Here is a 24,040-nt window from a genome sequence, read left to right on the forward strand (position 1 = left end):
CGGTTTTAGAGAGCAGAGATAATAAGGATCACTTATTCTTTCCCATGTCCTGCCAGAACCGCGCCCTGGTCAGGGATGCAAGGGACCCGCCTCGTCCATTGAGTTCGGCCTTTCGGCGTCTCTCTCTTTGTTGTGAGAGTGTGATGATCATCCGGACGGTCACGATACTGAAAAAGATGAGCAGGGCTATTGCAGTAGTCAGGAAGAGATAGATGACAATATCTGATGTGGACCAGAGATACATGGCTCGCTTTCGTATTCCATTACATGGAGTGGCGCCAGATAATAATTTTGGTCAGGAATCCAGGCGAAAGCGGTTTTTCAGCAGAGCTTTCGGACTTCTGAATCCTTTGGCCGGGGTCATACCAGGAGACAGCATATGTTACCTGTGGAAACCCTCCTTTTCCAACCGTGCTTCATCCATAGAGTGGGAGTTCAGATCCCGGATGGTTGCAAGATACTGTTCAAGCAGAATCCCGGGTGTTGGGTCAGGTGCCTGGCAGCAGAGAGCCTCCGCCTCATCCAGGCGGCCTGATCTCCTGAGAATATCAGCGAGGATGGTCTCTTCCACACCTTTTCCATGAGCAAACCGGCTCCCTTGTGATTGTGCCGCCCGAAATGATGCCAGTGCCTTCTGGCGGCATTCCGATGCGGCAGCGGCATAGCCAATATCATCACATGCCCAGGCGGCATGCAGGGCAGCCCACCCGGCTTTTGCAGGCGATCCCCGCTGGTTCTGTATTATGGACCAGCAGAGAAAACGCCGCGCCAGAAGCGGAAGTGTGGTATCTCTGAGTGTCCCGCGATATGCGCTGCTCTCTATGATTCCGTCTGCCCCCTCATGCAGGGACGATATATCATCCGCACAGTACCCGCAGGACGGGCAGTGCTGGATCCATGCCTCCAGGGTTGATCGCAGGGACTCAGGCGGGCGGAGATCGAGATCCGGCGACCCCCGGGCATCAGCCTGAAGAAGAACAGGCTGGCTGCTCAACACCCCGCATAGTGCACATCTCGAATCAACCTGTACTATCAGGCTCATTTCTGTCTGCTGTATTCAAGGACGTATATATAACTATCTGGTTGTGAGCGGAAGGCGGCTGATCTGATCTGCATACCTGTTCAAAAACAGTACAAGGAGAGCTCCCAGTGCAATCATCCCGGCAAGAACCAGCCAGTGGATTGAGCCCATGGTACCGACACCAAGCCGGACAAGGATATTCAGGGGATTATAGGGAACCGACATCGCGGTGATGATGACCACAACCACTGCAGTTGAGAAGATGAACTGGGCGCTTGTCCTCTCGCGGTAGTGGAGTGCGCAGAATGCACCGATCAGGATGAGTACAAATGATCCGGCTATCACATGGAGGAGCATCGCAAACGGAGCATCGACAACAATGCCGTTTGCTGCTAGCAGAGCAAGCCATGCAGCAGACTGGATGGGGACAATCAGGATACAGGTCATGATTTTTCCCCAGAGCATCTCTGTATAGGTGACTGTTGTCGAAAGCAGGGTTTCGAGTGTTCCCGACTGGTACTCCTCGCATATGAGATCGATGACGAGGGCTGCTGAGATGATCGCAGGCATGAAGATGAGCAGCGGGATAAGGAGACCAAAGACAAATTCAAAGTAGTTTGATGTGCCTGCCCCTTCCGGGAAGGTCAGTCGGATCGGCTCCATCGTGAGGCGGTCGGATCGGATCTCTCTGAGCATGGCTTCATATTCAAGAAATACCTCCTTCATCTTCACTTCGACAATTGCTGCCTGCATATCGTTCTGGAGGGTATAGAGCGTGAGCAGAACCGGGCCTTCGCCATCCGGAGGCGACGCAGATACCCAGAGTACAGCAGATAACTGCCGTTCTTTCAATGCAGCAATCGCAGTATTGAGATCCATCTGGTATACCGCCAGATCCCTGCGATCATCGATGATTGAATAGAGATCGCCTTCTTCCAAACCGACATAGCCGACCCCGTACTGGAACCCGCGCACCCCGGCGAGGGCATCGGGGTCATACATGGTTGTGAGCCCGACCATAAGGAACGAGGAGAAGAGCGCAATGAAGAGCTGGAGCAGTATTGCAAAGACGATCGTCTTCTCACGGTAAATACCGGCAAGCTCCTTCTTTGCAACGACGGCAACATGTCGCTGTTTCATAGCCCGATCACCCCGAGGACTGCGAGATTATAGAGTACATGGATGATGGTTGCAAGAAAGATTCCGGGGATGTACCAGCGGAATCCCCCCGCCTTGAGAGCAATGGCAATAACGGCGACACAAACTGCATGGAGGAGGAACGGCATCCAGAGCAGGTCAAGCGAGAGGAAGAGAATACTCCCAAAGACGGATTCAGTCACCTGGGCAATGGTTGCAAAGAGGAGGAGTTTCTCTCCGGCGACAAAACCAAGCGCGGTGGCAGCAGATCCAAGGAAGACAAGCCGCCAGGAAAGGCCGCCTGGCAGTATCTTTGCAAGCGTGAATATGCCAATTGATTTTGCCACCTCCTCGGTTGCCGCGGCATACCCGATCATGAGGAGGAGTGAGAGGGGCATTGGGAGATTGAAGAAGAGGACGAGAGCCATCATCTGTGCCATGAAGACAAACGGGATGGCAAGCGCACCGAGCAATCCAAGGGATACAACAGGATACCGTTTGGATATACAGGCTGAGATAAATTCAAGAGTCCGCGGTATCAGCTGGTGGAGCGAGAAGAGGCGTTCTTCAGTATAGTTCTTCGCCCCCATGTAGAGAAGGATGCCGGCGGTGAGGAAGAAGAGCGATGTGGAGTAGAGATAGTCTGTGAGCCCAAACGCATCCCCCTGTATCTGGAGGACGACCAGCGTGAGAGGTGAGATGAGGGAGACGACATGGACATTTGCAAAGATGCTTGGGAAGAAGAGGTACGATGTTGCCAGTGTCGAGAAGAAGATCGAGAGGAACGAGAGTTCCTTGAAGCTGCGTGCGAGCATGCCGATTGCAAGGGCTGCTGCAAGGAAGAAGAGGATCACCGGGATCAGCGGAAGGATGACAACAAGGGGGAGAGCGGTGATCAAAATGATCACAAGCGAGATTGCGATCATCAGGAAGAAATAGGGAACTGCTTTTCCGATGATGATTGCAGAGGGGTGGTATGGAGCAGATAAGAGAATCTCCCCCCGCCTCTCAATCCGCTCGTTCATGATGCTCATCATGTAGAACTGCGAGGTGAAGTAGAGCGGGAAGATGAAGACGAATATTAAAATGATTGAGTCATACGGCAGGGGTGGAGCGAGCTGGGCGGGTGTCCTGAAGGTGCCGAGCTCTGATTCCTGCCCGATGACGCTTGTATACCTGGCAACGGTGTCATCCTGACGGGCGGACCTGGTTATTTCTTCACGCAGCACCTCGGGCTCATGGGGAACCGAGGGTTCAGGGGTGGCAACCTCCTGGACAGGACCCCGGGGAGTCGGGGCGTCCCGCTGGGGCACCGGGGAGATCCGCTCGCCCCTCTCGGTTGCTGTGAAATCAAGTTCGGATTGCTCATACCGGCGATCGATCCAGAGCGGGTATGCTGCATAGAGATCAGGCTCTTCCGCACTGATCAAAGCGGTATAACGCTCATAGACCCGTTCAAGTGCCGTCAGTGCTGCCCGGCCTTTCTCATTGTCGCTATAATAGACATTGTTGCCAAGGATGACGACGTCATAAAAGAGGCGGGACTGGGATATCTGAGCCGATGTACCGGTATAGACGGTAAAGCGTGTATCTTCAGCTATAATCTGGCCGGCCAGGGTATTGTCTGTGCCGACACGATAGATCCCGTCCTGGAGATGGACACCACTGCCTGCTGCAAATCCGGAAGCAGCAACCAGGAGAATGAAGAGGACAATCGCAGCCGGCAGGACGCCTCGTCCCATTGTGGTGAGGGTGCGCAGGAGCTCCCACCTTGCGATGACTGAGACCTGACGCAGATATCCCTGCCTCATACACGCGTATGTAGGACATTTCATCTATAAAAGTCTCTTCACAGCGGCAGCTACACTGGCAGGATAGTTGCTGTTATCTGATTTTCCCGGTCATTTTGCCAGGCTAAGAGAGTATGTTACTCTTTTTTGAGCATCTTCCTGGTCGTACCTGCATGCTGCGTCACTGATGGCTGGAATACCTACCTTTATGACATCTCAGGATTGATTCTGTGATTATATGATTCATGCCCGGAATATACGAAAGGAGTTCGATTCATTCGTTGCACTGAACGGAATCGACTTTGATATCGAAGAGAGCGGAATATTCGGTATCATCGGGCATAACGGGGCCGGGAAGACGACGCTATTGAAGATGATGGCTGGTCTTCTCACCCCGACGTCAGGCACCCTTGTTATTGACGGAATTGATGTCGGGCTCGAACCAATGAAGCTCAAAGAGAGGCTTGGATATCTCCCGGAAGAGTCACGGCTCTATGATACCATGACGATTCCCTCATACCTTGGATTCTTCGGGGATATTTACGGCATGGAGAAGAAAGCAGCAAAGCGGCGTGCCGAGGAGCTCCTTGATTCCCTGAACCTGAGTGATGAAGGGAAGAAGCTGGGGGAGCTCTCCAAAGGGATGCGGAGAAAAGTGGCTATTGCCAGGTCACTCCTGCATGATCCGGCAATCCTGGTCTATGATGAGGCAACCTCGGGCCTTGACCCGATGACATCCCGGTTCATTACCGGCTATCTCACCCGGATCAGAAATGAGGGGAGGATGATCATCCTCTCCGCACACAATCTCTTCCAGGTTGAGGAGATCTCAGATACCGTCATGATCCTCTCGGCCGGTGAAAAGGTCGCTTTTGGCACGATGGATGAACTCAGGGAGAAGTTTGGATCCCTCACCTACTATATCCATTTCCAGATAGAGGATCCCGATCTCATCGGGGCATCTGTTCCCTTCTCACAATTTGATGATGCCTATCTCTCAACTGCAAAGGATATTGACGAACTGAACCGGATCACCGCCAGGATTGCTGCTGCCGGGGGCAATGTCGAGCGGATCGAGTCGCGGTACCCCACCCTCGAAGAGATGCTGATGGCAGTGTAGAGGGATAGAGCAGCGGGTTGCTGGATGATGGCGGTTGTGTTGCCGGATGGGGACAATGGGTTGTCGGATGATGATAATGGGTTGCCAGGGGTTTCGAGAGCAGGGGTAGAGACGGGAAGAGAATACCCGGAAGAATTTGAGAAGAAGCAATACAAAGAGAACGGGCCTGAAGGGATTTGAACCCCTGACCTACGGATTAAGAGTCCGTCGCTATTCCGAACTAAGCTACAGGCCCAATATATCAATCGGTTTTGACCCAAATACGTTGTATTCAGGACTATTTATTTCTTCTGAATACCACCGGAGATCCCCGATCAGATACCCATCCTGCTCACAGCCGAAGGCAGACACGCAGCAGACATGTACCTCCATGTGCTTCCTTGTGCTTCCTTGTACTTGCACCGTGTATTTCCATTGTACTTCCATGCACCCTCCATGCACCACCTCAAAAAAGTGATCCAATCACGCTTATCATCTCGGAATGCGCAATAGGTAGGTATGGCTGATGGCAAAAAAAAGAGCCCGAAACCCAAGGTTCGGTACATGGTATTTGGGTGCGGGAGCATCGGCTATAATGTCATCGAAGAGCTTCTGAAAGAGACTGAAGATATCATCGTCATCGATTCGGATGAGAAGCGGGTCGAAGACTTAAAGGATCATAAATACCAGGCAGTTGTCCACGATATGGAGGACAAAAAGCTCTTTTTTGAACTCCCCATTCCAGAAATTATCTTTGTTCTCTCAAGCAGCAAGGAAGCCAATATGAATGCCGTGGCACTGGCAAAGAGATGCCATCCGCAGGCATTCTGTATAGCGCGTGCAGTTGATCTCTTCTCCGTGGACACACTGGTTGAAGCAGGTGCGGATGTCGTCCTCTACCCGCAGCAGGTGGTGGCAAGATCAGCCGTAAACCATATGAAACGCCTGATTGCAGCCAGAAGTGCGCAGCAGCTCTACTCACTCCTTGAAGGAATGACCGGCACACTCGGGATCATCACCCATAGAAACCCGGATCCCGATGCAATTTCAAGCGCAATGGCACTCTGCGCCATAGCACAGAGCGCTTCCAAGGGAGAACTCAAATGCGCCATCCTCTATGGAGGCAACGTCGGCCACCAGGAGAACCGGGCATTTGTGAACCTTCTCGATATAGATATGGAGCGGATCACGCCTGAACGGCTTGCTGAATGCAGCCACCTTGCGCTTGTGGACACCGGAGCGCCAGGTCCAAACAATGATCTCGATCCCTCACTGAAGATCGATATCATCATCGATCACCACAGCTCAGAAGGTGTCGAACTCAAGCAGAAACCACAATATATCGATATAAGACCCGAATCCGGCGCAACAGCCAGCATCCTGACCCAGTACCTGCAGGAACTTGATATCAGCGTCGACAAAACCATCGCAACAGCCCTGTACTATGGTATCCGGGCAGACACCCGGGAGTTCCGCAGGAATGTCACCGCAAGCGATCTCTATAATGCCGCATACCTCCTCCCCTTAACCGATCCCGATCTCCTTGACAAGATCATGTCTCCCTCCTATTCACAGGAGACACTGGAAGTAATGGGCAATGCGATTAATAACAGAAAGATCAAAAACGGCTTCCTCTTCTCAAATGTCGGTTATCTCAGGAACCGTGACGCCCTCCCGCAGGCAGCAGATATGCTCATCAACCTTGAAGGCGTCACCACCGCGCTTGTCTATGGGATCACCGATTCAAACATCACCATCTCTGCCAGGACCAAAGACATCAGGGTGCACATCGGCAATGTCCTCAAGGAGGCATTTGAGGAGTTTGGTGACGCAGGCGGCCATGCGAACATGGCTGCAGCAGCAATCCCCCTGAACTATTTCTCACTTGTCCGGGAGAAAGAAGATCTCCTGAAGATGATCATCGAGCCGATCCTGCTCAGGTTCTCACGGATTGTCGGCATCGATGACAACGGAGAGAACGAATGAGGTTTGAGGACTGGGAACCTCATTATACAGAAATACTCAATTACTTCGGCTTTGACCGTGAATCAGACGAAAGAGCAGCAGCGCTTCTCGGAGAGATCCTGGTCAAAAACGATATCGGACAGCTCAGGGATCTCATCTCGGAGCAAACCGTCACCATCTGCGGGAACGCCCCTTCTCTTGCCAGAGATCTCGACAGGATTGAAGGAACAGTCATCGCCGCAGATGCCGCCGCCCTCCATCTCCATGCACACGGGATCAGGCCGGATATCATCTTCACTGATCTGGATGGTGCTGAAGAGCCCTTTCTCGAGCTGAACAGGCAGAATACAGTGATCGTCGTCCATGCCCATGGCGACAACATCCCGCTCCTCAGACGATGGGTGCCTCTCTTTGACGGCCCGGTTGTCGGCACAACACAGAGCAGGCCGTTTGCCCATATCCATAACTTCGGCGGGTTCACAGATGGTGACCGGGCGGTCTTTGGAGCAGACGCCCTTGGCGCAGAACGAATCATCATCTGTGGGTTTGACCTCTCCGACACCTCAGTTGATCCGATGAAGAGAGGAAAACTCACCTGGGCACGGCGGCTGCTCTCTCTGCTTGGCTATGACCTCTGATGCACTGATCATTGACGGATACGTCGACGAGCCCGCATGCCTCGGCGTTCCCCCCTACCTCTCACCCTACATCAGGACCGTTGCAGGTGTTCTCATTGAAGCGGGATACCGCGTCCAATACCGGACAATCGACCAGGTCAGGTCTGCACCACAGGATCTCGCAAACCTCAGGAAGATCCCGCTTACAGTTGTGATCGCAGGCCAGACCGTTCCCGGAAAGTACCTCTCCGGAACCCCTGCCACCCTGACGGAACTCCGCCAGCTTGGAACGCTCTTTTCAGGAACGACCGCCCTTCTCGGCGGACCGATCGCCTACGGCATATCACCGGGTGGTGGGAAAGCAGCTGTCTCCGAACCAATAGCCGGATATGCAGGCAGCCTGGCAGGTGATCCCGCAACCTCACTCTTCCAGTACCTGGAGGGATTCGAATCTGATCGCCAGGAAAACTATGAAGAGAGCAGTGCCTGGAGCGTGCGTGGCGCAGAGATCATCAGGCAGCATCCCTGCTACCCTCACCTGATGCTTGAGCTGGAGACGGCAAAAGGCTGTCCCCGGTCTCTGACCGGCGGCTGCTCGTTCTGTACCGAACCATTCCTCGGCAGCCCCAGGTACCGGCCCATCAATCGTATCGAAGAGGAGGTGGCAGCACTTGCAGAACATGGCGCCACCCACTTCCGGATCGGCCGCCAGCCTGATCTCCTTGTATACGGGAGCAGCGGCGGTGCATTCCCGCGACCTGAGCCTGAGAAGATAGAAGCCCTGTTTCATGCGATCCGACGGGCAGCACCTGATCTGCAAACCCTGCATATCGACAATGTCAATCCCGCAACTATTGCAAGGCACCAGGAAGCTGCAACCGAAGCCCTGGAAGCAGTGGTCGCAGGCCATACGGCAGGCGATATCGCAGCCTTCGGGATGGAGACTGCAGATCCCGTTGTGATCGAGAGAAACAACCTGAAAGCCTCACCCGAAGAGGTGATGGACGCAATTGGAATCGTCAATACAATCGGTGGCAAAAGGGATACAAACGGCGTTCCCCACCTGCTTCCTGGCCTGAACTTCGTCTGCGGACTTGCCGGGGAGACCGCCGACACCTATTGTATGAACAGGGAATTTTTAACCACGCTTCTGAACGAGGGACTTCTGGTCAGGAGGGTGAATATCAGGCAGCTGATGCCGTTTGCGGGGACAGCAGCCTATCGTGAGAACACCCTCGACCGCCACCAGTCACTCTTCCGGTCATTCAAGGAATGGACACGAAAAGAGTTTGATACCGTCATGCTGCAACGGGTCTTTCCGCAATCAACACTTCTGAGAGATGCAGTTGTTGAGATCCCAGGCAGGCTCTCATTTGCACGCCAGATGGGAACATACCCGATACTGATCGGACTGCCGCTTGAGTACCCGGCACAAACCGTCCTTGACTGTGTGGTTGTGGGGTATGGAAGCCGTTCGGTGACAGCCCTCCCCTCTCCGATCCCGGTCAACCGGCTGCCAAAACAGGCTCTCAGCGCCCTGCCCGGCATCGGGAAGAAGACAGCTGCTGCAATAGTTGTACGCAGGCCCATCAGGTCACACGAAGAATGGGTACAGGTGACCGGAGGAACAGCGCTGGATCACCTGATCGTTTTTGATGGAAACAATGAATAACGCCTTAGATACAAGATATGCCTATGTCTTCTGAAGGGGGGAGCGACAGGGCAACTGATCTCACCTGGCATGCAATGGGTATTGGAGATATCCGCAGCCACCTTCAGACAGAACAAGACGGACTCTCAAAGGCAGAGGTTGCATCACGACAAGAACAGTATGGCAAAAACACCCTCCCCGGGAAAAAGGCCACCTCTACCATCCGCATTATCCTCAGGCAGTTTGCAAGCCCGCTGATATACATACTCGTTGTTGCAGGAATCGTCAAGGCGGTCGCAGATGACTGGACGGATGCAATTTTTATCTTTCTTGTCATCGGGCTCAATTCGGTGATCGGATCCATCCAGGAGTGGAAAGCCGAGCGAAATGCTGCTGCCCTTCAGGAGATGCTCACAATATATGCCCGGGTGAAACGGCAGGGATATGAGGAGAAGATCCCTGCTGAAGACCTGGTTCCCGGTGATGTCGTCTATCTTGAAGCAGGAAGCAGGGTGCCAGCCGACGTCAGGATCATCTCCTCCTCCTCCCTTGCAATTGATGAATCGCTTCTGACAGGGGAGTCCGTTGCAACCAAAAAAAATACCCATACCCTTCCTGAGGATACGCCGGTTGCGGATCGAAGCAACATGGGATTTGCCGGAACCACCGTCATGTCAGGCCGTGGCTTAGGGATCGTCACAACAACGGCCACACGGACAGAAATAGGAAAGATCGCCCTTTCAGTAACCACCACAGAGGTTGGAAAAACCCCCCTCCTTATCAGGATGGAGCAGTTTGCACGGAATATCAGTATCGCCGTTCTCTTTGCCTGCATCGTCCTTGCTGCGGTCATCATCTACCAGGGAGAGCCCCCAACAGAGGTCTTCTTCCTTGCAGTTGCCCTTGCTGTTGCCGCCATACCTGAGGGGCTTCCGGTTGCCCTGACCGTTGCGCTTGCTGTTGCAACAACACGGATGGCAGAGCGCCATGTCATTGTCAGGCAGCTTTCGGCTGTCGAGAGCCTTGGGAGCTGTACTGTCATTGCCAGCGATAAGACAGGGACACTGACGGTGAACCAGCAGACAGCCAAAATCATTGCCCTCCCGGGAGGCCGGGAATGTACTGTCTCTGGCGAGGGGTATTCCGGGGAAGGAGAGGTGCTCGATGATACAGGTGATCCGGCCGGCATCACCGGCGCACTCAGCAACCTGATCAAAAGCGGAATCATCTGCAATGAAGGCGATCTCAAAAAGCGGGATGAGAAATGGTCTTCCAATGGCGACGCGATGGATATTGCCCTGCTTGCCCTCGGGTACAAGGCAGGTTTTGACCCCGCAGCCATCAGGGCCACACACACCGTTCTCGCCGAGATCCCGTTCTCCTCAGACAACCGGTTTGCCACGGTCTGGTACCAGGAAGGAGAGGAGCGGTATGTCGCAGTAAAAGGTGCTCTTGAAGTCATCCTGCCTGGTTGCAGGACGATGCTCACCCCTGAGGGAAGCAAAGCGATCAATACCGGTTCTGTTGAGGAGCAGATGAAGAGTCTCACCAGCCGGGGGTACCGTGTGCTTGCGGTTGCCGGTGGGACATCTGATCCCGTCGAGGTGAAAGGCGGACCGCCTCCGGAGCTTGAACTCTATGGCCTGGTCGGGTTCATCGATCCCATCAGGCCGGAAGTATATGGCGCTGTCATGGAGTGTTATGAGGCAGGTGTGGATGTGAAGATGATCACAGGTGATCATCCGCAAACAGCTCTTGCCATAGCACAACAGCTTGGAATCGGAGAGGATGAAGATGACCTCATCACCGGACGCGAACTTGCAGCAGCAGGATCTCCAGGCAGCCCCGAATTTGCGGCCCTGGTCGACCGAAAACATGTGTTTGCACGGGTCAGCCCTGAGGAGAAGCTTCAGATAGTAAATGCGCTGAAGGCAGCAGGCCATTTTGTGGCAGTGACCGGTGACGGCGTCAATGACGCACCGGCCCTCCGGTCGGCAAACATGGGCGTGGCTATGGGATCCGGAACCGATGTTGCAAAGGACACCTCTGCAATGATCATCACCGACGACTCCTTCTCCTCAATTGTTGCCGGTATCGAAGAGGGCAGATATGCATATGACAATGTCAGGAAAGTCATCTTTCTCCTTGTCTCAACCGGGTGGGCAGAAGTCTTCCTCTTCATAACAGCAATCTTCATCATCGGCCTTCCAATACCCCTTGTCGCAGCCCAGCTCCTCTGGCTGAATGTTGTGACAAACGGCATCAAGGGAGTTGTACTATCATTTGAGCCGGGCGAGCCACATACGATGAAACGGCCACCGCGTGATCCTGATGAGAAAATGTTTGACCGTGTGATGGTCAGGCAGATCGCTGTTGCAGGCACCACAATGGGCACTGTGGCATTTTTATTCTGGTTCTGGCTTCTGCAGGCGGGTTATTCCACAGAAGAGGCTCGCAACCTCCTCATCCTGCTGGTGGTCATGCTCGAGAACTTCCATACCCTGAACTGCCGATCAGAGTACAAATCATTCTTCAGCATACCCATCTTCTCAAATATCTACCTGATCCTTGGAATCGTTGCAGCCCAGGCGATACATATTGCAGCCATGTACACGCCATTCTTCCAGGAGGCGCTGGGCATCGCACCAGTCTCCCTCAATGCATGGATAGGAGTCACGCTCCTCTCTTTCTCGGTTCTCGTGGTCGTGGAACTGTATAAGTATATCATCAACTGGATGGGAATGGTGCCTGGAGAAGAGAGGAAACCTACAGCAGACGCTCCATGATCAGCCGGTCAATATCCGGGTAATAGTATGCCTTCTCGTATGCGAGAATAGAAAAGCCTGTTGAAAGCAGAAGATCAGTGACCGGGCCGTGCCGTTTGGAGAGGGCAATCCTCACCCGTTCAACACCCATATCCTGAAACGACTGAAGGAGGGGGTTCATAAGGGCAGCCCCGATCCCTCGTCCCTGCCAGGCGGCAGTCACACCAATCCGCAGGATCCACCCCTCCCGAACCGTCTCCATCTCCTGCGCTCCGATGATAAAACCGATCCGCTCCTCTCCGATTGCTGCGACAAAGTATACAGGGGTAAACAGTTCTCCTGCCTGCCGCAGGAAGATGGGGGAATACCCAAAATCCCCGAAGAGTTCGTAGTCTATCCGGCATATATGCGGATAATCGTCAGGAATATACGGCCGTATGCTGCACTCCATCTGCATCAGTCCTCTCACGTACTACCTGCACAGACGGGGGAGATGTAAAGCTTTTCGTTTCGCTCATTTTTGCATATGTGTGGAAAACCCTTTGTCTCATTCCGCTCAACAATTAGGAATACAGCAGATCGAGGGATCCAGGTGGAGGAAGTCACCAGCAGTTACACACCACACAGCGTGGAGGAGGCAGTACGTGCATACTGGCGTGCTGAAGATACCTACAAGAAGGTACAGGAGCAGAGAGAGAGTGGAAAACCGTTCTTTTTTGTTGACGGGCCCCCATACACCACCGGGTATATCCATCTCGGAACGGCATGGAACAAGATCCTCAAAGACGCCATTCTTCGCTACTACCGGATGAAAGGCAGGCATGTCATCGACCGGGCCGGCTATGACATGCATGGCCTGCCAATCGAGGTACGGGTGGAGAATGAACTTGGTTTTCAATCAAAGAAGGATATCGAGACATTTGGAATCGCAGCATTTGTGGAGAAGTGCCGGACCTTTGCAGTCACCCATAAAGACATCATGAGCAGGCAGTTCTCTGATCTCGGTGTCTGGCTTGACTTTGAGAACCCCTACGAGACAATATCCAACGAATACATCGAGGCTGCCTGGTATACCCTGAAACGGGTCGATGAAGAAGGGATGCTTGAACGCGGATACCGTGTCGTCAACTGGTGTCCCCGGTGTGAAACGGCAATTGCCGATGCCGAGGTCGAGTACCTTGATGTCACCGATCCCTCGATCTTTGTCAAGTTCCCGGTTCTGGAGAGGGAGAACGAGTTTCTCGTCATCTGGACAACGACCCCCTGGACACTTCCCGCAAATGTCGCGGTAGCAGTCTCCCCGGACTTCCTCTATGCCCGTGTCCGCGCAATCCGTGAGGGTATATCTGAGATCCTCTGGATTGCAGAAGAACTCGTCGAGAGCATCCTCAAAGCAGGCCGGTACCAGGATTATGAGATCCTGGAGGTCAGGAGAGGATCAGATCTCGTCGGAACAGCCTACGAGTCTCCACTTGTCAGATCTGTTCCCATGCAGGCAACAATTCCCCACCGTGTCGTCGCAGCAGATTTCGTTGCGATGGAGAATACCGGGATGGTGCATATCGCACCAGGCCATGGCTGGGACGACTATGTCCTTGGCATGAAGGAGAAGCTCAGGATTGTCTGCCCTGTTGATGGCAGGGGCAGGTTCACCGATGAAGCAGGCGAATTTGCCGGTCTTGCAGTCAAAGACCCGGAGACAAACCAGCTGGTGATCGAGGCGCTTGGAGATGCACTCCTTGCAGACCGGAAGATGACACACCGGTACGGTCACTGCTGGCGGTGCAAGACCCCGAATATTTTCCGTGCCACCTCGCAGTGGTTCATCAAGGCAAGTGAGGCAAAAGAGCAGATGCTGGCCTCGATTAAAGACGAGGTCGACTGGTTCCCGGACTGGGCAGGCAGCGCCCGGTTCCATGACTGGATCGAAGGCGCACGTGACTGGTGCATCTCCCGCCAGCGGTACTGGGGCATCCCGATCCCGGTCTGGGTCTGTTCATCCTGTGAAACCTACCGGGTCATCGGCAGGTTCTCTGAACTGGAAGAACTCTCAAAAACCGCAGTCACTGATCCCCACCGGCCCATGGTCGATGAGATCACCTTCCCCTGTTCATGTGGAGGCACCATGAGCCGTGTTGAGGATATCTTCGATGTCTGGTTCGACTCAGGTGTCGCCTCCTGGGCAACACTCGGCTACCCCGGCAGGGAAGAGGAGTTTCAGAACCTCTGGCCGGCAGAATTCATCACGGAAGGTCAGGACCAGACGAGAGGATGGTTCTACTCCCAGCTGGGCCTCTCCCAGATCGCATTTGGCCAGGCACCGTACCGCCAGGTGCTGATGCATGGGTTTGCACTTGATGCTGCCGGGAAAAAGATGTCAAAGAGTTTCGGCAATGTCGTCACCCCTGAAGAAGTGATTCAGACATTCGGCGTCGATGTCCTCAGGTTCTACATGCTTTCTGCCTGTGCACCGTGGGATGACCTGAAGTTCAACTGGGATGGTGTAAAAACAGTCAACCGTGCATTAAACATCCTCTGGAATGTCTACCGGTTCCCGATACCCTATATGCGGCTTGACGGCTTTGCACCGGCAGCAGCACCGGACGGCACCTATGATCCAGGCACTGCTGCGATGATTGCAGAGAGCGGCGCAGTTGAGGACCAATGGCTCATCTCAAAGATCAACTCGCTTGCCAGAGAGGTCGATGCTGCAATGGCAGAGTACCATCTCCACCGGGCAACCAGGAAGATCCAGACATTCATCCTGGATGACCTCTCCCGCTGGTATGTCCAGCTCGTCAGGCCCAGGATGTGGCTTGAAGAGGAGTCCGTGAGCAAGCACCAGGCATACGAGACGATGTATTACGTGATGCGGTCACTTATCAGGATCACCGCACCATTTGTCCCCCACCTTGCAGAAGAGATGTACCGGAACCTGAAGCTTGACGGCGATCCAGCGAGTGTTCATATGCTCGACTGGGTTGGCGGAGACGACGCGCTCATCAACAGAACAATTGAGGATGCAATGGCTGTTGTCCAGTCATTTGACGATGCGGTTGCCAATGCCAGGCAGGCAGGCAGGAGAAAACTCCGCTGGCCTGTCAGCGAGGTCGTTGTTGTTACCGAAAGCGAAGGGGTGCAGACGGCAGTTGAAACACTCCGTTCGCTCTGCAAAGCGCGGGCAAATGCACGCGATGTCAGGGTCATAACCGGTACCTGGGATCGGATCCTCTGGACTCCTGTTCCACAGATGAAGAAGATCGGACCGGAGTTTGGAAAAGAGGGGGCACTTGTCAGGCGTGCAATCGAGGAGGCAGATGGAAATGAGCTCAAATCAGCAATCGGGCAGACGGGATCGGCCACCATCAGGGCGGGCGAGCGCGAGATAGAGATCACCTCTGATCATGTCACCTTCACCGAGAAACTCCCTGAGAATGTCTATGCCGCGCTCATGCCGGATGCCTCAGTCTATGTCGATGTCACCCTTACACCTGATCTTGAGTCCGAAGGATATGCGCGCGAGGTGATCCGCCGTGTCCAGGAGATGCGCAAGCAGATGGATCTCCAGGTAAACGATTCAATAGATGCAACCATCTCAATTGGGGACGAGCGGATCCTCAATCTGCTCAATGGATCAACCAGCTGGATTGCAAATGAGATTCGGGCCATAAAACTCGTCTTTACCGGTGATCAGCCATCAGAGGTACAGAAGACCGGATTATCATCCACCTGGGATATCGAAGGAATAGAGGTCACTATCAGTCTTGCAACTGCCTGTTGAAGAGGAGAGAGAGATACGCCCTCCCTTCTTCTGTATGAAAAACCGGTGGATTTCTATCTGCCACAATCCTTATGCGCGCAGTTTCTGCCTCTTCGCCGGTCAGGGGATTGTACCCGGTATGCGGCTTTTGCCTGCGGCAGATGAGTATACCCCGCCGCTGCCATCCGGGCGTCTTTGCGAGATTGATACCCCGTGCATGCATCATATCATGCAGGCTCGCGGTATTCATCCCATGCAGCCGCGTCTGTGCCTCTGATGCAGAATAACCATCCTGGAGAAGCGCCCACTGGCAGTAGGCATTGGTATGGTTTCGCCACGCCTCTTTCTGGCGCCATATGAGATACCCGGTTGCAGACGCAGGATCCACCGGCACAACCCGCGCATCAAATGAGATGGGATCAGGCAGGTCCAGGGCTTTTGTGAGCGCGCTTGCAGCAAATGAGGCGGCAACCGAGTCGAGTTTTTCAATCCGCCCTTCAAACGGGAGCTCAACGAGATAAAGACTGATCTCATCAGAAAAGGTATAGGCAAAGAGAGGCGCAAGGCCGCTTTTTGCGAGAAGGAGGCGCGAAACCTCCTCCATCGCGAGAGAAAAATCTTCGTCAAACGGTTTTTTCAGGGATAACGCTGTCGCTGCCGATCGAAATGATCTCCCATCCAGCCTGATAAAACAGGGGGATGTCGTCCGAAGTGCAGAGAAGATCTCCCGTTCTTTCATTCTTCTGGATCCGTTACAGCAGACGTCTTGAACGCGCCCGGGATATGACGGATAAGAACGATATCGGAAACCTCCTTAATCAGGCGGTATGGAATCTTTACGCCCTTGAATGATTTGAGATCAATAATGTCTGAATTGATGTTTGCAACAGCAAGCGATGCCATCTTCTTATTATCGATATCGATGACGACATCTTCGACATTGCCGATATATACGGCTCTGTCGGTGTAGACGCTCATACCAAAGAGCTCTGAGATCTGCCACTTCATAGCTATCTGTTCAAGATATATACTAAATAGTTAAAAAAGATAATCCTTTCATGGATGGATCCCTTGAGATAGGAAGGATTTTTGGCATACCGGTCCGGCTGCATGTTACATTTCTTCTCATAATCCCGCTCTTCGCCTGGATCATCGGATCACAGATCGGCCTGACGGTCACCTTTATCGAAGGCCTCTTTGCAGTTCCAATTGACCGGACCATCATTGAGAGCGGTTTTATCCCCTATATTATGGGTGCAGTCGTCGCGCTCGCCCTTTTCTTCTGTGTCTTTGTCCATGAGCTTGCACATTCGCTTATCGCCCGGGCAAATGGCATCAAAATCAACTCTATAACCCTGATCATCTTCGGCGGGGTCGCATCAATGGAGGATATGCTGCCGGATCCGAAGGTGGAACTTCCAATGGCACTTGCCGGACCCTTAACGAGCCTCGGGCTTGGGCTCATAAGCTGGGCTATGGTCTATGTCGTTGATATCTTTGTCGATGTCGCCGAAATTGCGGGTATTTTCGTGTATGGGTTTGGATATCTTGCTCTTCTGAATATCCTGCTCTTCGCATTCAATCTCCTGCCTGCATTCCCAATGGATGGAGGACGGGTGCTCCGCGCCTGGCTGGCCGGCCGGATGCCGCTCCATCGCGCAACCAGGATCGCTTCTGATATCGGAAAGGGCTTTGCCATCCTTTTTGGGATTTTTGGGATCTTATCTTTCAATTTCCTCCTGATCATCATCGCATTCTTCATCTATATCGGTGCAAGCCAGGAATCATCGATGGTCACGACAAACTTCCTCCTCCAGGATGTCACTGTCGGTGAGATCATGACCACCGATGTGGTCAGCGTCGAGCCGACGCGTCCGCTCATCGATGTGATCAGGCTGATGTATACCACAAAACATCTTGGATTCCCGGTCATCGAGCGCGGTGATTTCACCGGGATCATCACGCTTGCCGACATCCATAAAACGAGCGAGATAGATCGCGAGGCGATGCAGGTCCGTGACGTCATGACACGGCAGCCGATCATCACCATTTCCCCCGCTGCATCAGTGACCGAGGCACTGAAGATCATGACGATCCACAATATCGGGAGAATTCCGGTTCTGGAGAATGGAACCATTGTCGGGATCGTAACCAGGACAGATATCCTCACCGTCCTTGAGCTCAAGGAAGTGAGCTAGACTTCAAAAAAAACAGAGGAGTATCAGAGCGGGAGGCTCTGCCGGGTACCGGTCAGCTCAGTCCGGTAACCTCCGATCCCTTCAAGCATCGACCTGAAGGAGTCAGAACTGATGAGATCAAGTGCAGCGTCAATCCGGGGATCGGCAAGATCCTCTGTCATGATCGCAAGCTCATACCGCTCGCTGCCAACAGGAACAAACGATAACCCGGCGGTTCGTGCAGCAGAGGCTACACAGAGGCCGGCATCGGCTTCCCCGCTCTTCACTGCAAGAGCAACCGCAAGATGAGTCGTCATCTCGCGATTATACCCCTGGATCGTCCCGGGATCGATTCCCCGCTCACGCAGGAGATGGTCAAGGAGCATCCGGGTACCGGATCCCTTCTGCCGGTTCACAAACGAGACATCGGCAAGGTCATCAAAGGTGATGCCGTCCCGTGAGACGATCCCCTGTTCACGCTCTGCGACACAGACGAGCGTCACCGCCTCACCAGGCATGTACCGCTCCAGGTACCGGATATTATAGGTGCCATCATCAGCAAGAAGGTGCATCGGAGCACAATGGCAGTGCCGCCGCTTCAGGGCAAGGATACCTCCCATGCTCCCGATATGGGCTGAATGAACAGGGAGGGGTGAGAGGAGATCGGCGAGATTGTCGAGGATTGGATCGTGGCTGCCTGCAAGAATGATAGCAGACCGGATCTCCTCTTCGGAACGGCTGCTCTGTATACTGACCGGTTCGCCTGCTTCCATCCCTTCAGAATCACGGGGTATACGGAGGACTCCATGAGACCTGACCGCACTCATCTGGACACCTGCCCCCCGTGAGAGCGGGGTTGCTATCATCCGTCCCCCAACAAAACCCGCAGTCATCAGGACAAATTCGTCGGTTCCGATATCTGAGGCTAGCGAACGGGTCAGTTCGGCGACAACTGGTTTTGGCTGCACAACCGGGATACCGGCAGCACGAACAACAGGCGTGATAATCTCACGGATAATTGTCAGTGCCGAGAGGGGGTAGCCGGGAAGCCCGATGATGGGCGTGTCATGAACAGACCCGATGATCACCGGCTTCCCGGGTTTGATCGCAACCCCATGAACCAGCACCTCGCCGAGTTCTTCGACAACAGTTGCAGTATAATCTTTCGTTCCCTTCGATGAACCTGCCGAGATAATGACGAGATCATGGTTTTGGACTGCTGTTGCAATTGCATCCCTGATACGCTCCGGATCATCTGCAACAGGCGGGAAGACGACCGCTTCAACACCAAGCGATTCCAGGTGTGCTGCCGCCATCAGGCAGTTGCTCTCAACAACCTGGCCCGGTTTTGGGCGGGTGCCATGAGCAACCAGTTCACTGCCTGTCGGGATGAGCGCAACCGACATCGAGCGGAGATCCAGTTCCGTGACCCCATAGGCAGCAAGCGCCCCGATGTCGTGGTACTGGATCTGGTGGCCACGAGGGATGGCCATCTCAGACTCGGCAATATCCTCCCCGACAGGGCGGATATGCTGCCAGGGAGCAGCAGGCTGCCTGATCAGAAAACCGCCATCACCCTCTGTGACATCCTCGATCATGATGACGGCATCATAGCCTGCGGGAACAACATTGCCGGTATTCACCCTGACAGCAGCTCCGAGAAAGACCGGGGTCTTATCTGTTGCACCGTGGGTGTCAGATGAACGAACCGCAATCCCGTCCATTGCCGAAAGGTGCGCTTCGGGAACCGAATAGTCAGCAAAGACCGGAGCTGCCGTCACCCCGCCCACACACCCGGGCAGGGGAACCCTGCGGGTGCGGAGGGGGGAGCTGCACCTGGTCAGGATGATATCTATTGCCTCCTCAAGAGGCACCAGGGAGAGGTACCGGCTTACCACAATATCACCTCCACACCTGATCCAGTCTCGTATCCTTCAGATCCCGCAGGCACCCGGACATACCCGTCGCTCTGGACAAGCGTATGAAGCAGGCCGGATTTTGAGAAGAGCGGGGTTGCGGTATCCCCGTTGAGCCTGACCCGGACATAATCCTCTCTCCCTTTTGCAGAGGGAATCGACGCATCCAGGGTAGCCTGGCATGTATGGTACCGGATTGCAGAGCCGCTCATTGCCTCAAGCAGCGGGCCGGTTATGGCTCGCAGAACCATGAATGCCGATGACGGATGTCCCGGCAACCCGATGACAGGCTTTCCGGCGACCTCCCCGATGATCGTCGGTTTTCCAGGAGAGATGGCGATCCCATGGACGAGCAGGCGGCCAAGTTCGGTTATCACCTCTGCAGATGCATCCCGCTCGTCCTTGGAGCTCCCGCCGGAGATGATAACAGCATCCGCACAAGCGATTGCGTCCCTGAGAGCTGCGGTGAGCAGACCGGGATCATCTGGAACAATACCGCAGGAGATGGGTATGCACCCGCACTGGCGGATGAATGATTCGCAGACGATCGAGTTGACATCCCGCACCTCGCCGGGAGAGGGGTGAGTCTCCGGAGGTACAATCTCGTTTCCGGTTGCTATAACGGCAATCCCGGGCACACGCCTGACCAGGACAGATGATATGCCCGCTGCGGCGAGCACGCCTGCCTCCTGGGGAAGAATCGGCCGCCCTGCTGAAATAATCACTTCGTTTTTCTGGAAATCCTCATCAGCACAAACAATATTCTCCCCTTCTGCCAGGGGGCGCATCACCAGGACAGAATCCCCTGCTGATTCGGTATACTCGATCATCACCACTGCATCCGCACCCAAAGGCACCATCCCTCCGGTCGGGACATACCGGCATTCCCCTGCCCGGACCGAACCCGGATCCGCAGATCCCATCTCGACCCGTCCCGTGCAGGTGAGCATGGACGGGAGCGATTCGCCAGCTCCCGCGGTATCTGCAGCAAGAACCGCATAGCCATCCACTATAGATCGTGCAAACCCCGGCATATCCTCCGGGGCGGTGACATCTGATGCAGCTATGCGAAAAACCGCATCTGCAAGAGGCAGACGCTCTTCCCCGGGAGAGGGTGCGATTGAAAGGAGGGTCTGCAGAGCGTCTTCAACCGGAATAACCCGGAGAAAACGGCTCATTTAAAACAACCCAGCTGGCAGCCGCGGATCTTGATACCGTTTTTATTGCAGTATTTTGCTATCTCGAGCTTGTCGATGCCGTGCTTTTCTGAGATCTGAAATGCCGCATCACACTGGATCTCCTTGCCAATACCCTGCTCAGCAAAGATTTTTGCTATTGCTTCCTGTGACATACTTCTCCTGTTGCACTGCCGGTATAATAGCATTTACAGATCAGGATCAAAGAAGCAGGAATCATTACCTCTGGGATCAAACCCGGAGAGGGATGGTGACAGCACTCGTCTATTCCGCGCTTGACCCCGCGGGACTGGCAATACGATCAGCTCTCGATGAACTCATAGAAGATGGATCAGGGCCCGCCTGGCCACTTCTTGAGGAAGACTATTTCTTCCACAGGACCGAAGGCAGGCTGATCTATGCAGATGGTCTTGACCAGGAGATCCAGGCAGACCGGATCATATTCCTCTCACGCCATACAAGTGAGCGGCCCTACCCGGTGCTGACAGTCCATGTCACCGGCAACTTCGCCGAAGCTGCATATGGCGGCAGACCCAATGAACTGGCAGTCGCAGATCCGAAGATGATGCAGGCTGTTTTGAAGAACCTGAACCGTTTTGTCCCAAAGGGATATCGGGTCGCCTATGAAGTAACCCATCACGGCCCAACAGATCTGAAAACTCCCTCGTTCTTTGTTGAGATTGGGAGCACAGAAAACGAGTGGCGTGATCCGGAAGCAGCCCATGCCGTTGCCAGAAGTGTCCTTATGGCAAAACCCGGCAATGCTGTACCGCTCATAGGATTTGGAGGGACCCATTACGCTGTCCGGCAGACCGCCATTGCAGGCAGCACACGGGGAGCGTTTGGGCATATCGCACATACAAGGGAGATCTCAAGCCTGACCCCTGAACTTGTTGCGCTGATGGCTGAAAGATCCGGCGCGGTGGCGGGATACATCGACAGAAAAGCCATGACAAGAACAGAGGCAAAACAAGTCAGGTCACTTCTGCAGCAGGCAGGCCTGCCAGTCATCACCGAGGGAACCATGCACGAGCTTGGGGATGTTGGCTGGCAGACCTGGTGCAGGGCAGCTGACCTTGCAGCAACACATTACCCCGGATCCGTGATTAAAAACCATGGCATGGCAGGGGACTGTGATCCGGAGATTGTATCGATCCATGAAGAGCTCCTCCAGGAAGCGCTCCGCGCCGATGAGGAGGCGTTTCTTACGCTCCTCGATACCATCACTCCGTCAATCAGAATCACAACAGGCGGTTCTGCAGCCCTCCCTCTCTTCATCGGGTGTCGTGAGCAGAAAGAACAATTAGCAAGTGATTTAATAACCCTGTGTGTACAACAGATTACGAAACATTCTCTCTCTGTTGTCGAGGGTGATCGCCTTATCATCAGGAGAGATCGTTTTGACCCTGAGAAAGCGCGCATGCTTGGGGTACCCCCTGGGCCACTCTTTGGCAGACTCGCCGCCGGACTGGAGATCACTGTCGGGGAGAGTCTTATAAAGCCGGAGATGGTCTCCTCCCGTGATGAGCGGGAGATAACAATTCCGGGATTGGAGAGATATACATGAGATCAATTGTGGAAGAGGCATTATCACGGAAGAAGGAAGAAGAAGCGGAGGAAGCAGCATATTCCTCTTCATCAACCGAACGCACACCTATTGTGGATGCTCAGAATGAACCGGCTCCTGAAGGATATGTCGAGGATGATGACTTTGACGATGTCCTTGCATCACTTCGCACAATCATCACGGTCATCGGATGCGGTGGTGGCGGATCAAACACCGTCAACAGGATGTTTGAAGAGAATATCCATGGCGCACAGATGATCGCAATCAACACCGATGCCCAGCACCTCGCAATGATCAAGTCCGATCGGAGGATGCTGATCGGCAGGCAGACAACAAAAGGCCTGGGCGCAGGTGCAGTACCCCGCCGGGGCGAGGAAGCGGCAATCGAGAGCGAGGATGATATTCACCGGGTTCTTGCCGGAAGCCACATGGTCTTTGTCACTGCCGGTCTCGGTGGCGGTACAGGTACCGGATCCGCACCCATCGTCGCAAAAGCCGCCCGTGAAGAGGGGGCGCTCACCATCGCTGTGGTGACACTCCCCTTCACGGCCGAGGGAGCAAACAGGATGGAGAATGCCGAAGCCGGACTTGAACACCTTCGTGAAGTTGCAGATACTGTCATTGTCGTTCCAAACGACCGGCTTCTCGAAGTCGTACCCCGCCTCCCGCTCGCCACCGCTTTCAAGGTTGCCGATGAGGTGCTGATGAAAGCAGTCAAAGGCATCACCGAACTGATCACCCTCCCCGGGCTTGTCAACCTGGACTTTGCCGATGTCCGGTCTGTCATGGAACAGGGCGGTATCGCCATGATCGGGATGGGAGAATCCGATTCCGAAGATAAAGCAGGAGATTCCGTGAAGAAAGCCCTCCGCTCACCACTCCTTGATGTCGATATCTCAGGCGCAACTGCAGCGCTCGTCAATGTTGTCGGAGGCCCCGACATGACAATGTCCGAGGCTGAAGGTGTTGTACAGGAGATATACGAGAGAATCGATCCGGACGCACGGATCATCTGGGGTGCACAGATCGATCCCGCGATGGAGAACAGAATGAGGACGATGCTGATCGTGACCGGTGTTCAGTCACCCCAGATCTATGGGAAGATCGAAGAGCCATATCACGGGCAGCGTGTCCAGAAACAGTATGACATAGATTTCCTTAAGTGATATACCATGGATATGCCTGAATTGAAGAGGCCTGATTTCAAAGGTTTCAATATTAATGAAGAACTCTTCCGGAAATATATCCGTGTCCTGAAACTGGCGCGGACTCCGACACGTGAAGAGTTTACGAAGATCGGCCTTGTTGCGGCGATTGGAATTTTCATCATCGGACTGATAGGATTCCTCCTCTACGAGATCATGCTTCTGGCATAAAGT

The 24,040-nt window shown here is 54.0% G+C and carries 20 protein-coding genes and 1 tRNA gene; 10 read left to right on the forward strand and 11 right to left on the reverse strand.

Features of this window, described 5'->3' with window-relative positions; all coding sequences use genetic code 11:
- Nucleotides 1-28 precede the first annotated feature (28 nt).
- The 4 genes from ABCO64_RS01755 to ABCO64_RS01770 form a co-directional block, all read right to left on the reverse strand.
- Nucleotides 29-244: a hypothetical protein gene (locus ABCO64_RS01755; RefSeq protein WP_253457898.1), complete on the reverse strand. Its 216-nt coding sequence runs from the start codon at nucleotides 242-244 to the stop codon at nucleotides 29-31.
- Between the two features lie 138 nt (nucleotides 245-382).
- Nucleotides 383-1,042 carry a hypothetical protein gene (locus ABCO64_RS01760; RefSeq protein ID WP_253457901.1) on the reverse strand — a complete coding sequence of 220 codons (660 nt, stop codon included), beginning with the start codon at nucleotides 1,040-1,042 and terminating at the stop codon, nucleotides 383-385.
- Nucleotides 1,043-1,075: 33 nt separating this feature from the next.
- Nucleotides 1,076-2,161: an ABC transporter permease gene (locus ABCO64_RS01765; protein WP_253457904.1), complete on the reverse strand. Its 1,086-nt coding sequence runs from the start codon at nucleotides 2,159-2,161 to the stop codon at nucleotides 1,076-1,078.
- Nucleotides 2,158-3,969 carry an ABC transporter permease family protein gene (locus ABCO64_RS01770; protein ID WP_253457908.1) on the reverse strand — a complete coding sequence of 604 codons (1,812 nt, stop codon included), beginning with the start codon at nucleotides 3,967-3,969 and terminating at the stop codon, nucleotides 2,158-2,160. The genes ABCO64_RS01765 and ABCO64_RS01770 overlap by 4 nt, the downstream gene beginning before the upstream one ends.
- Nucleotides 3,970-4,186: 217 nt before the next feature.
- Between ABCO64_RS01770 and ABCO64_RS01775 the strand changes: the two genes are divergently transcribed.
- Nucleotides 4,187-5,068 carry an ABC transporter ATP-binding protein gene (locus tag ABCO64_RS01775; RefSeq protein ID WP_253457910.1) on the forward strand — a complete coding sequence of 294 codons (882 nt, stop codon included), beginning with the start codon at nucleotides 4,187-4,189 and terminating at the stop codon, nucleotides 5,066-5,068.
- Nucleotides 5,069-5,229: 161 nt separating this feature from the next.
- Here ABCO64_RS01775 and ABCO64_RS01780 read toward each other — a convergent pair.
- Nucleotides 5,230-5,303: transfer RNA gene (locus ABCO64_RS01780), tRNA-Lys, on the reverse strand.
- A 263-nt stretch (nucleotides 5,304-5,566) separates the two neighbouring features.
- On the opposite strand from ABCO64_RS01780, the gene ABCO64_RS01785 reads away from it, so the two are divergent.
- Genes ABCO64_RS01785 through ABCO64_RS01800 form a run of 4 tightly spaced genes read left to right on the forward strand, consistent with a single transcriptional unit; the run spans nucleotide 5,567 to nucleotide 12,066 of the window.
- A complete protein-coding gene (locus tag ABCO64_RS01785; protein WP_253457913.1) occupies nucleotides 5,567-7,033 on the forward strand; it encodes a DHH family phosphoesterase in 1,467 nt (488 codons plus the stop codon).
- Entirely contained in the window at nucleotides 7,030-7,650 is a 621-nt protein-coding gene (locus ABCO64_RS01790) for a 6-hydroxymethylpterin diphosphokinase MptE-like protein (RefSeq protein ID WP_253457916.1), read from the forward strand. Before ABCO64_RS01785 ends, ABCO64_RS01790 begins: the two co-directional genes overlap by 4 nt.
- Nucleotides 7,640-9,301, forward strand: a complete 1,662-nt coding sequence (locus ABCO64_RS01795) for a radical SAM protein (protein ID WP_253457919.1) — start codon at nucleotides 7,640-7,642, stop codon at nucleotides 9,299-9,301. The genes ABCO64_RS01790 and ABCO64_RS01795 overlap by 11 nt, the downstream gene beginning before the upstream one ends.
- A 23-nt stretch (nucleotides 9,302-9,324) precedes the next feature.
- Nucleotides 9,325-12,066 (forward strand): cation-translocating P-type ATPase, encoded by a 2,742-nt coding sequence (locus ABCO64_RS01800; protein ID WP_253457922.1) that lies wholly within the window; start codon nucleotides 9,325-9,327, stop codon nucleotides 12,064-12,066.
- Here the strand turns inward: ABCO64_RS01800 and ABCO64_RS01805 are convergent.
- Nucleotides 12,047-12,496: a GNAT family N-acetyltransferase gene (locus ABCO64_RS01805; RefSeq protein ID WP_253457925.1), complete on the reverse strand. Its 450-nt coding sequence runs from the start codon at nucleotides 12,494-12,496 to the stop codon at nucleotides 12,047-12,049. The two genes, ABCO64_RS01800 and ABCO64_RS01805, sit on opposite strands and share 20 nt — an antisense overlap.
- A 141-nt stretch (nucleotides 12,497-12,637) precedes the next feature.
- On the opposite strand from ABCO64_RS01805, the gene ileS reads away from it, so the two are divergent.
- On the forward strand, nucleotides 12,638-15,826 hold the full coding sequence (gene ileS, locus ABCO64_RS01810; RefSeq protein WP_253457928.1) for an isoleucine--tRNA ligase: 3,189 nt from the start codon (nucleotides 12,638-12,640) through the stop codon (nucleotides 15,824-15,826).
- Here ileS and ABCO64_RS01815 read toward each other — a convergent pair.
- Together ABCO64_RS01815 and ABCO64_RS01820 are read right to left on the reverse strand one after the other, a co-directional pair.
- On the reverse strand, nucleotides 15,804-16,544 hold the full coding sequence (locus tag ABCO64_RS01815; RefSeq protein ID WP_253457930.1) for a tRNA(His) guanylyltransferase Thg1 family protein: 741 nt from the start codon (nucleotides 16,542-16,544) through the stop codon (nucleotides 15,804-15,806). The two genes, ileS and ABCO64_RS01815, sit on opposite strands and share 23 nt — an antisense overlap.
- Nucleotides 16,541-16,813 carry a PRC-barrel domain-containing protein gene (locus ABCO64_RS01820; RefSeq protein WP_253457933.1) on the reverse strand — a complete coding sequence of 91 codons (273 nt, stop codon included), beginning with the start codon at nucleotides 16,811-16,813 and terminating at the stop codon, nucleotides 16,541-16,543. Before ABCO64_RS01820 ends, ABCO64_RS01815 begins: the two co-directional genes overlap by 4 nt.
- Before the next feature lie 50 nt (nucleotides 16,814-16,863).
- Here ABCO64_RS01820 and ABCO64_RS01825 point away from each other — a divergent pair, with 50 nt between their 5' ends.
- Nucleotides 16,864-18,003 carry a CBS domain-containing protein gene (locus tag ABCO64_RS01825; protein WP_253457937.1) on the forward strand — a complete coding sequence of 380 codons (1,140 nt, stop codon included), beginning with the start codon at nucleotides 16,864-16,866 and terminating at the stop codon, nucleotides 18,001-18,003.
- 23 nt (nucleotides 18,004-18,026) lie between these two features.
- On the opposite strand, the gene ABCO64_RS01830 is transcribed toward ABCO64_RS01825, so the two are convergent.
- The 3 genes from ABCO64_RS01830 to ABCO64_RS01840 are packed head-to-tail and all read right to left on the reverse strand — an operon-like array spanning nucleotide 18,027 to nucleotide 21,249.
- Nucleotides 18,027-19,880, reverse strand: a complete 1,854-nt coding sequence (locus ABCO64_RS01830; RefSeq protein ID WP_253457940.1) for a molybdopterin biosynthesis protein — start codon at nucleotides 19,878-19,880, stop codon at nucleotides 18,027-18,029.
- Nucleotides 19,874-21,076 carry a molybdopterin molybdotransferase MoeA gene (locus ABCO64_RS01835; protein WP_253457944.1) on the reverse strand — a complete coding sequence of 401 codons (1,203 nt, stop codon included), beginning with the start codon at nucleotides 21,074-21,076 and terminating at the stop codon, nucleotides 19,874-19,876. Before ABCO64_RS01835 ends, ABCO64_RS01830 begins: the two co-directional genes overlap by 7 nt.
- The gene (locus ABCO64_RS01840; RefSeq protein ID WP_253457947.1) at nucleotides 21,073-21,249 is read right to left on the reverse strand and encodes a hypothetical protein; all 177 of its coding nucleotides are present in this window, start codon (nucleotides 21,247-21,249) and stop codon (nucleotides 21,073-21,075) included. Before ABCO64_RS01840 ends, ABCO64_RS01835 begins: the two co-directional genes overlap by 4 nt.
- A gap of 92 nt (nucleotides 21,250-21,341) precedes the next feature.
- Between ABCO64_RS01840 and ABCO64_RS01845 the strand changes: the two genes are divergently transcribed.
- The 3 genes from ABCO64_RS01845 to ABCO64_RS01855 are packed head-to-tail and all read left to right on the forward strand — an operon-like array spanning nucleotide 21,342 to nucleotide 24,037.
- The gene (locus ABCO64_RS01845; RefSeq protein ID WP_253457950.1) at nucleotides 21,342-22,661 is read left to right on the forward strand and encodes a D-aminoacyl-tRNA deacylase; all 1,320 of its coding nucleotides are present in this window, start codon (nucleotides 21,342-21,344) and stop codon (nucleotides 22,659-22,661) included.
- Entirely contained in the window at nucleotides 22,658-23,827 is a 1,170-nt protein-coding gene (gene ftsZ / locus ABCO64_RS01850; protein ID WP_253457953.1) for a cell division protein FtsZ, read from the forward strand. Before ABCO64_RS01845 ends, ftsZ begins: the two co-directional genes overlap by 4 nt.
- A gap of 6 nt (nucleotides 23,828-23,833) precedes the next feature.
- Entirely contained in the window at nucleotides 23,834-24,037 is a 204-nt protein-coding gene (locus ABCO64_RS01855) for a protein translocase SEC61 complex subunit gamma (RefSeq protein WP_292615583.1), read from the forward strand.
- Nucleotides 24,038-24,040: the final 3 nt, after the last annotated feature.

Origin of the sequence: Methanocalculus natronophilus, from assembly GCF_038751955.1 — an archaeon.
Lineage (GTDB): Archaea > Halobacteriota > Methanomicrobia > Methanomicrobiales > Methanocorpusculaceae > Methanocalculus > Methanocalculus natronophilus.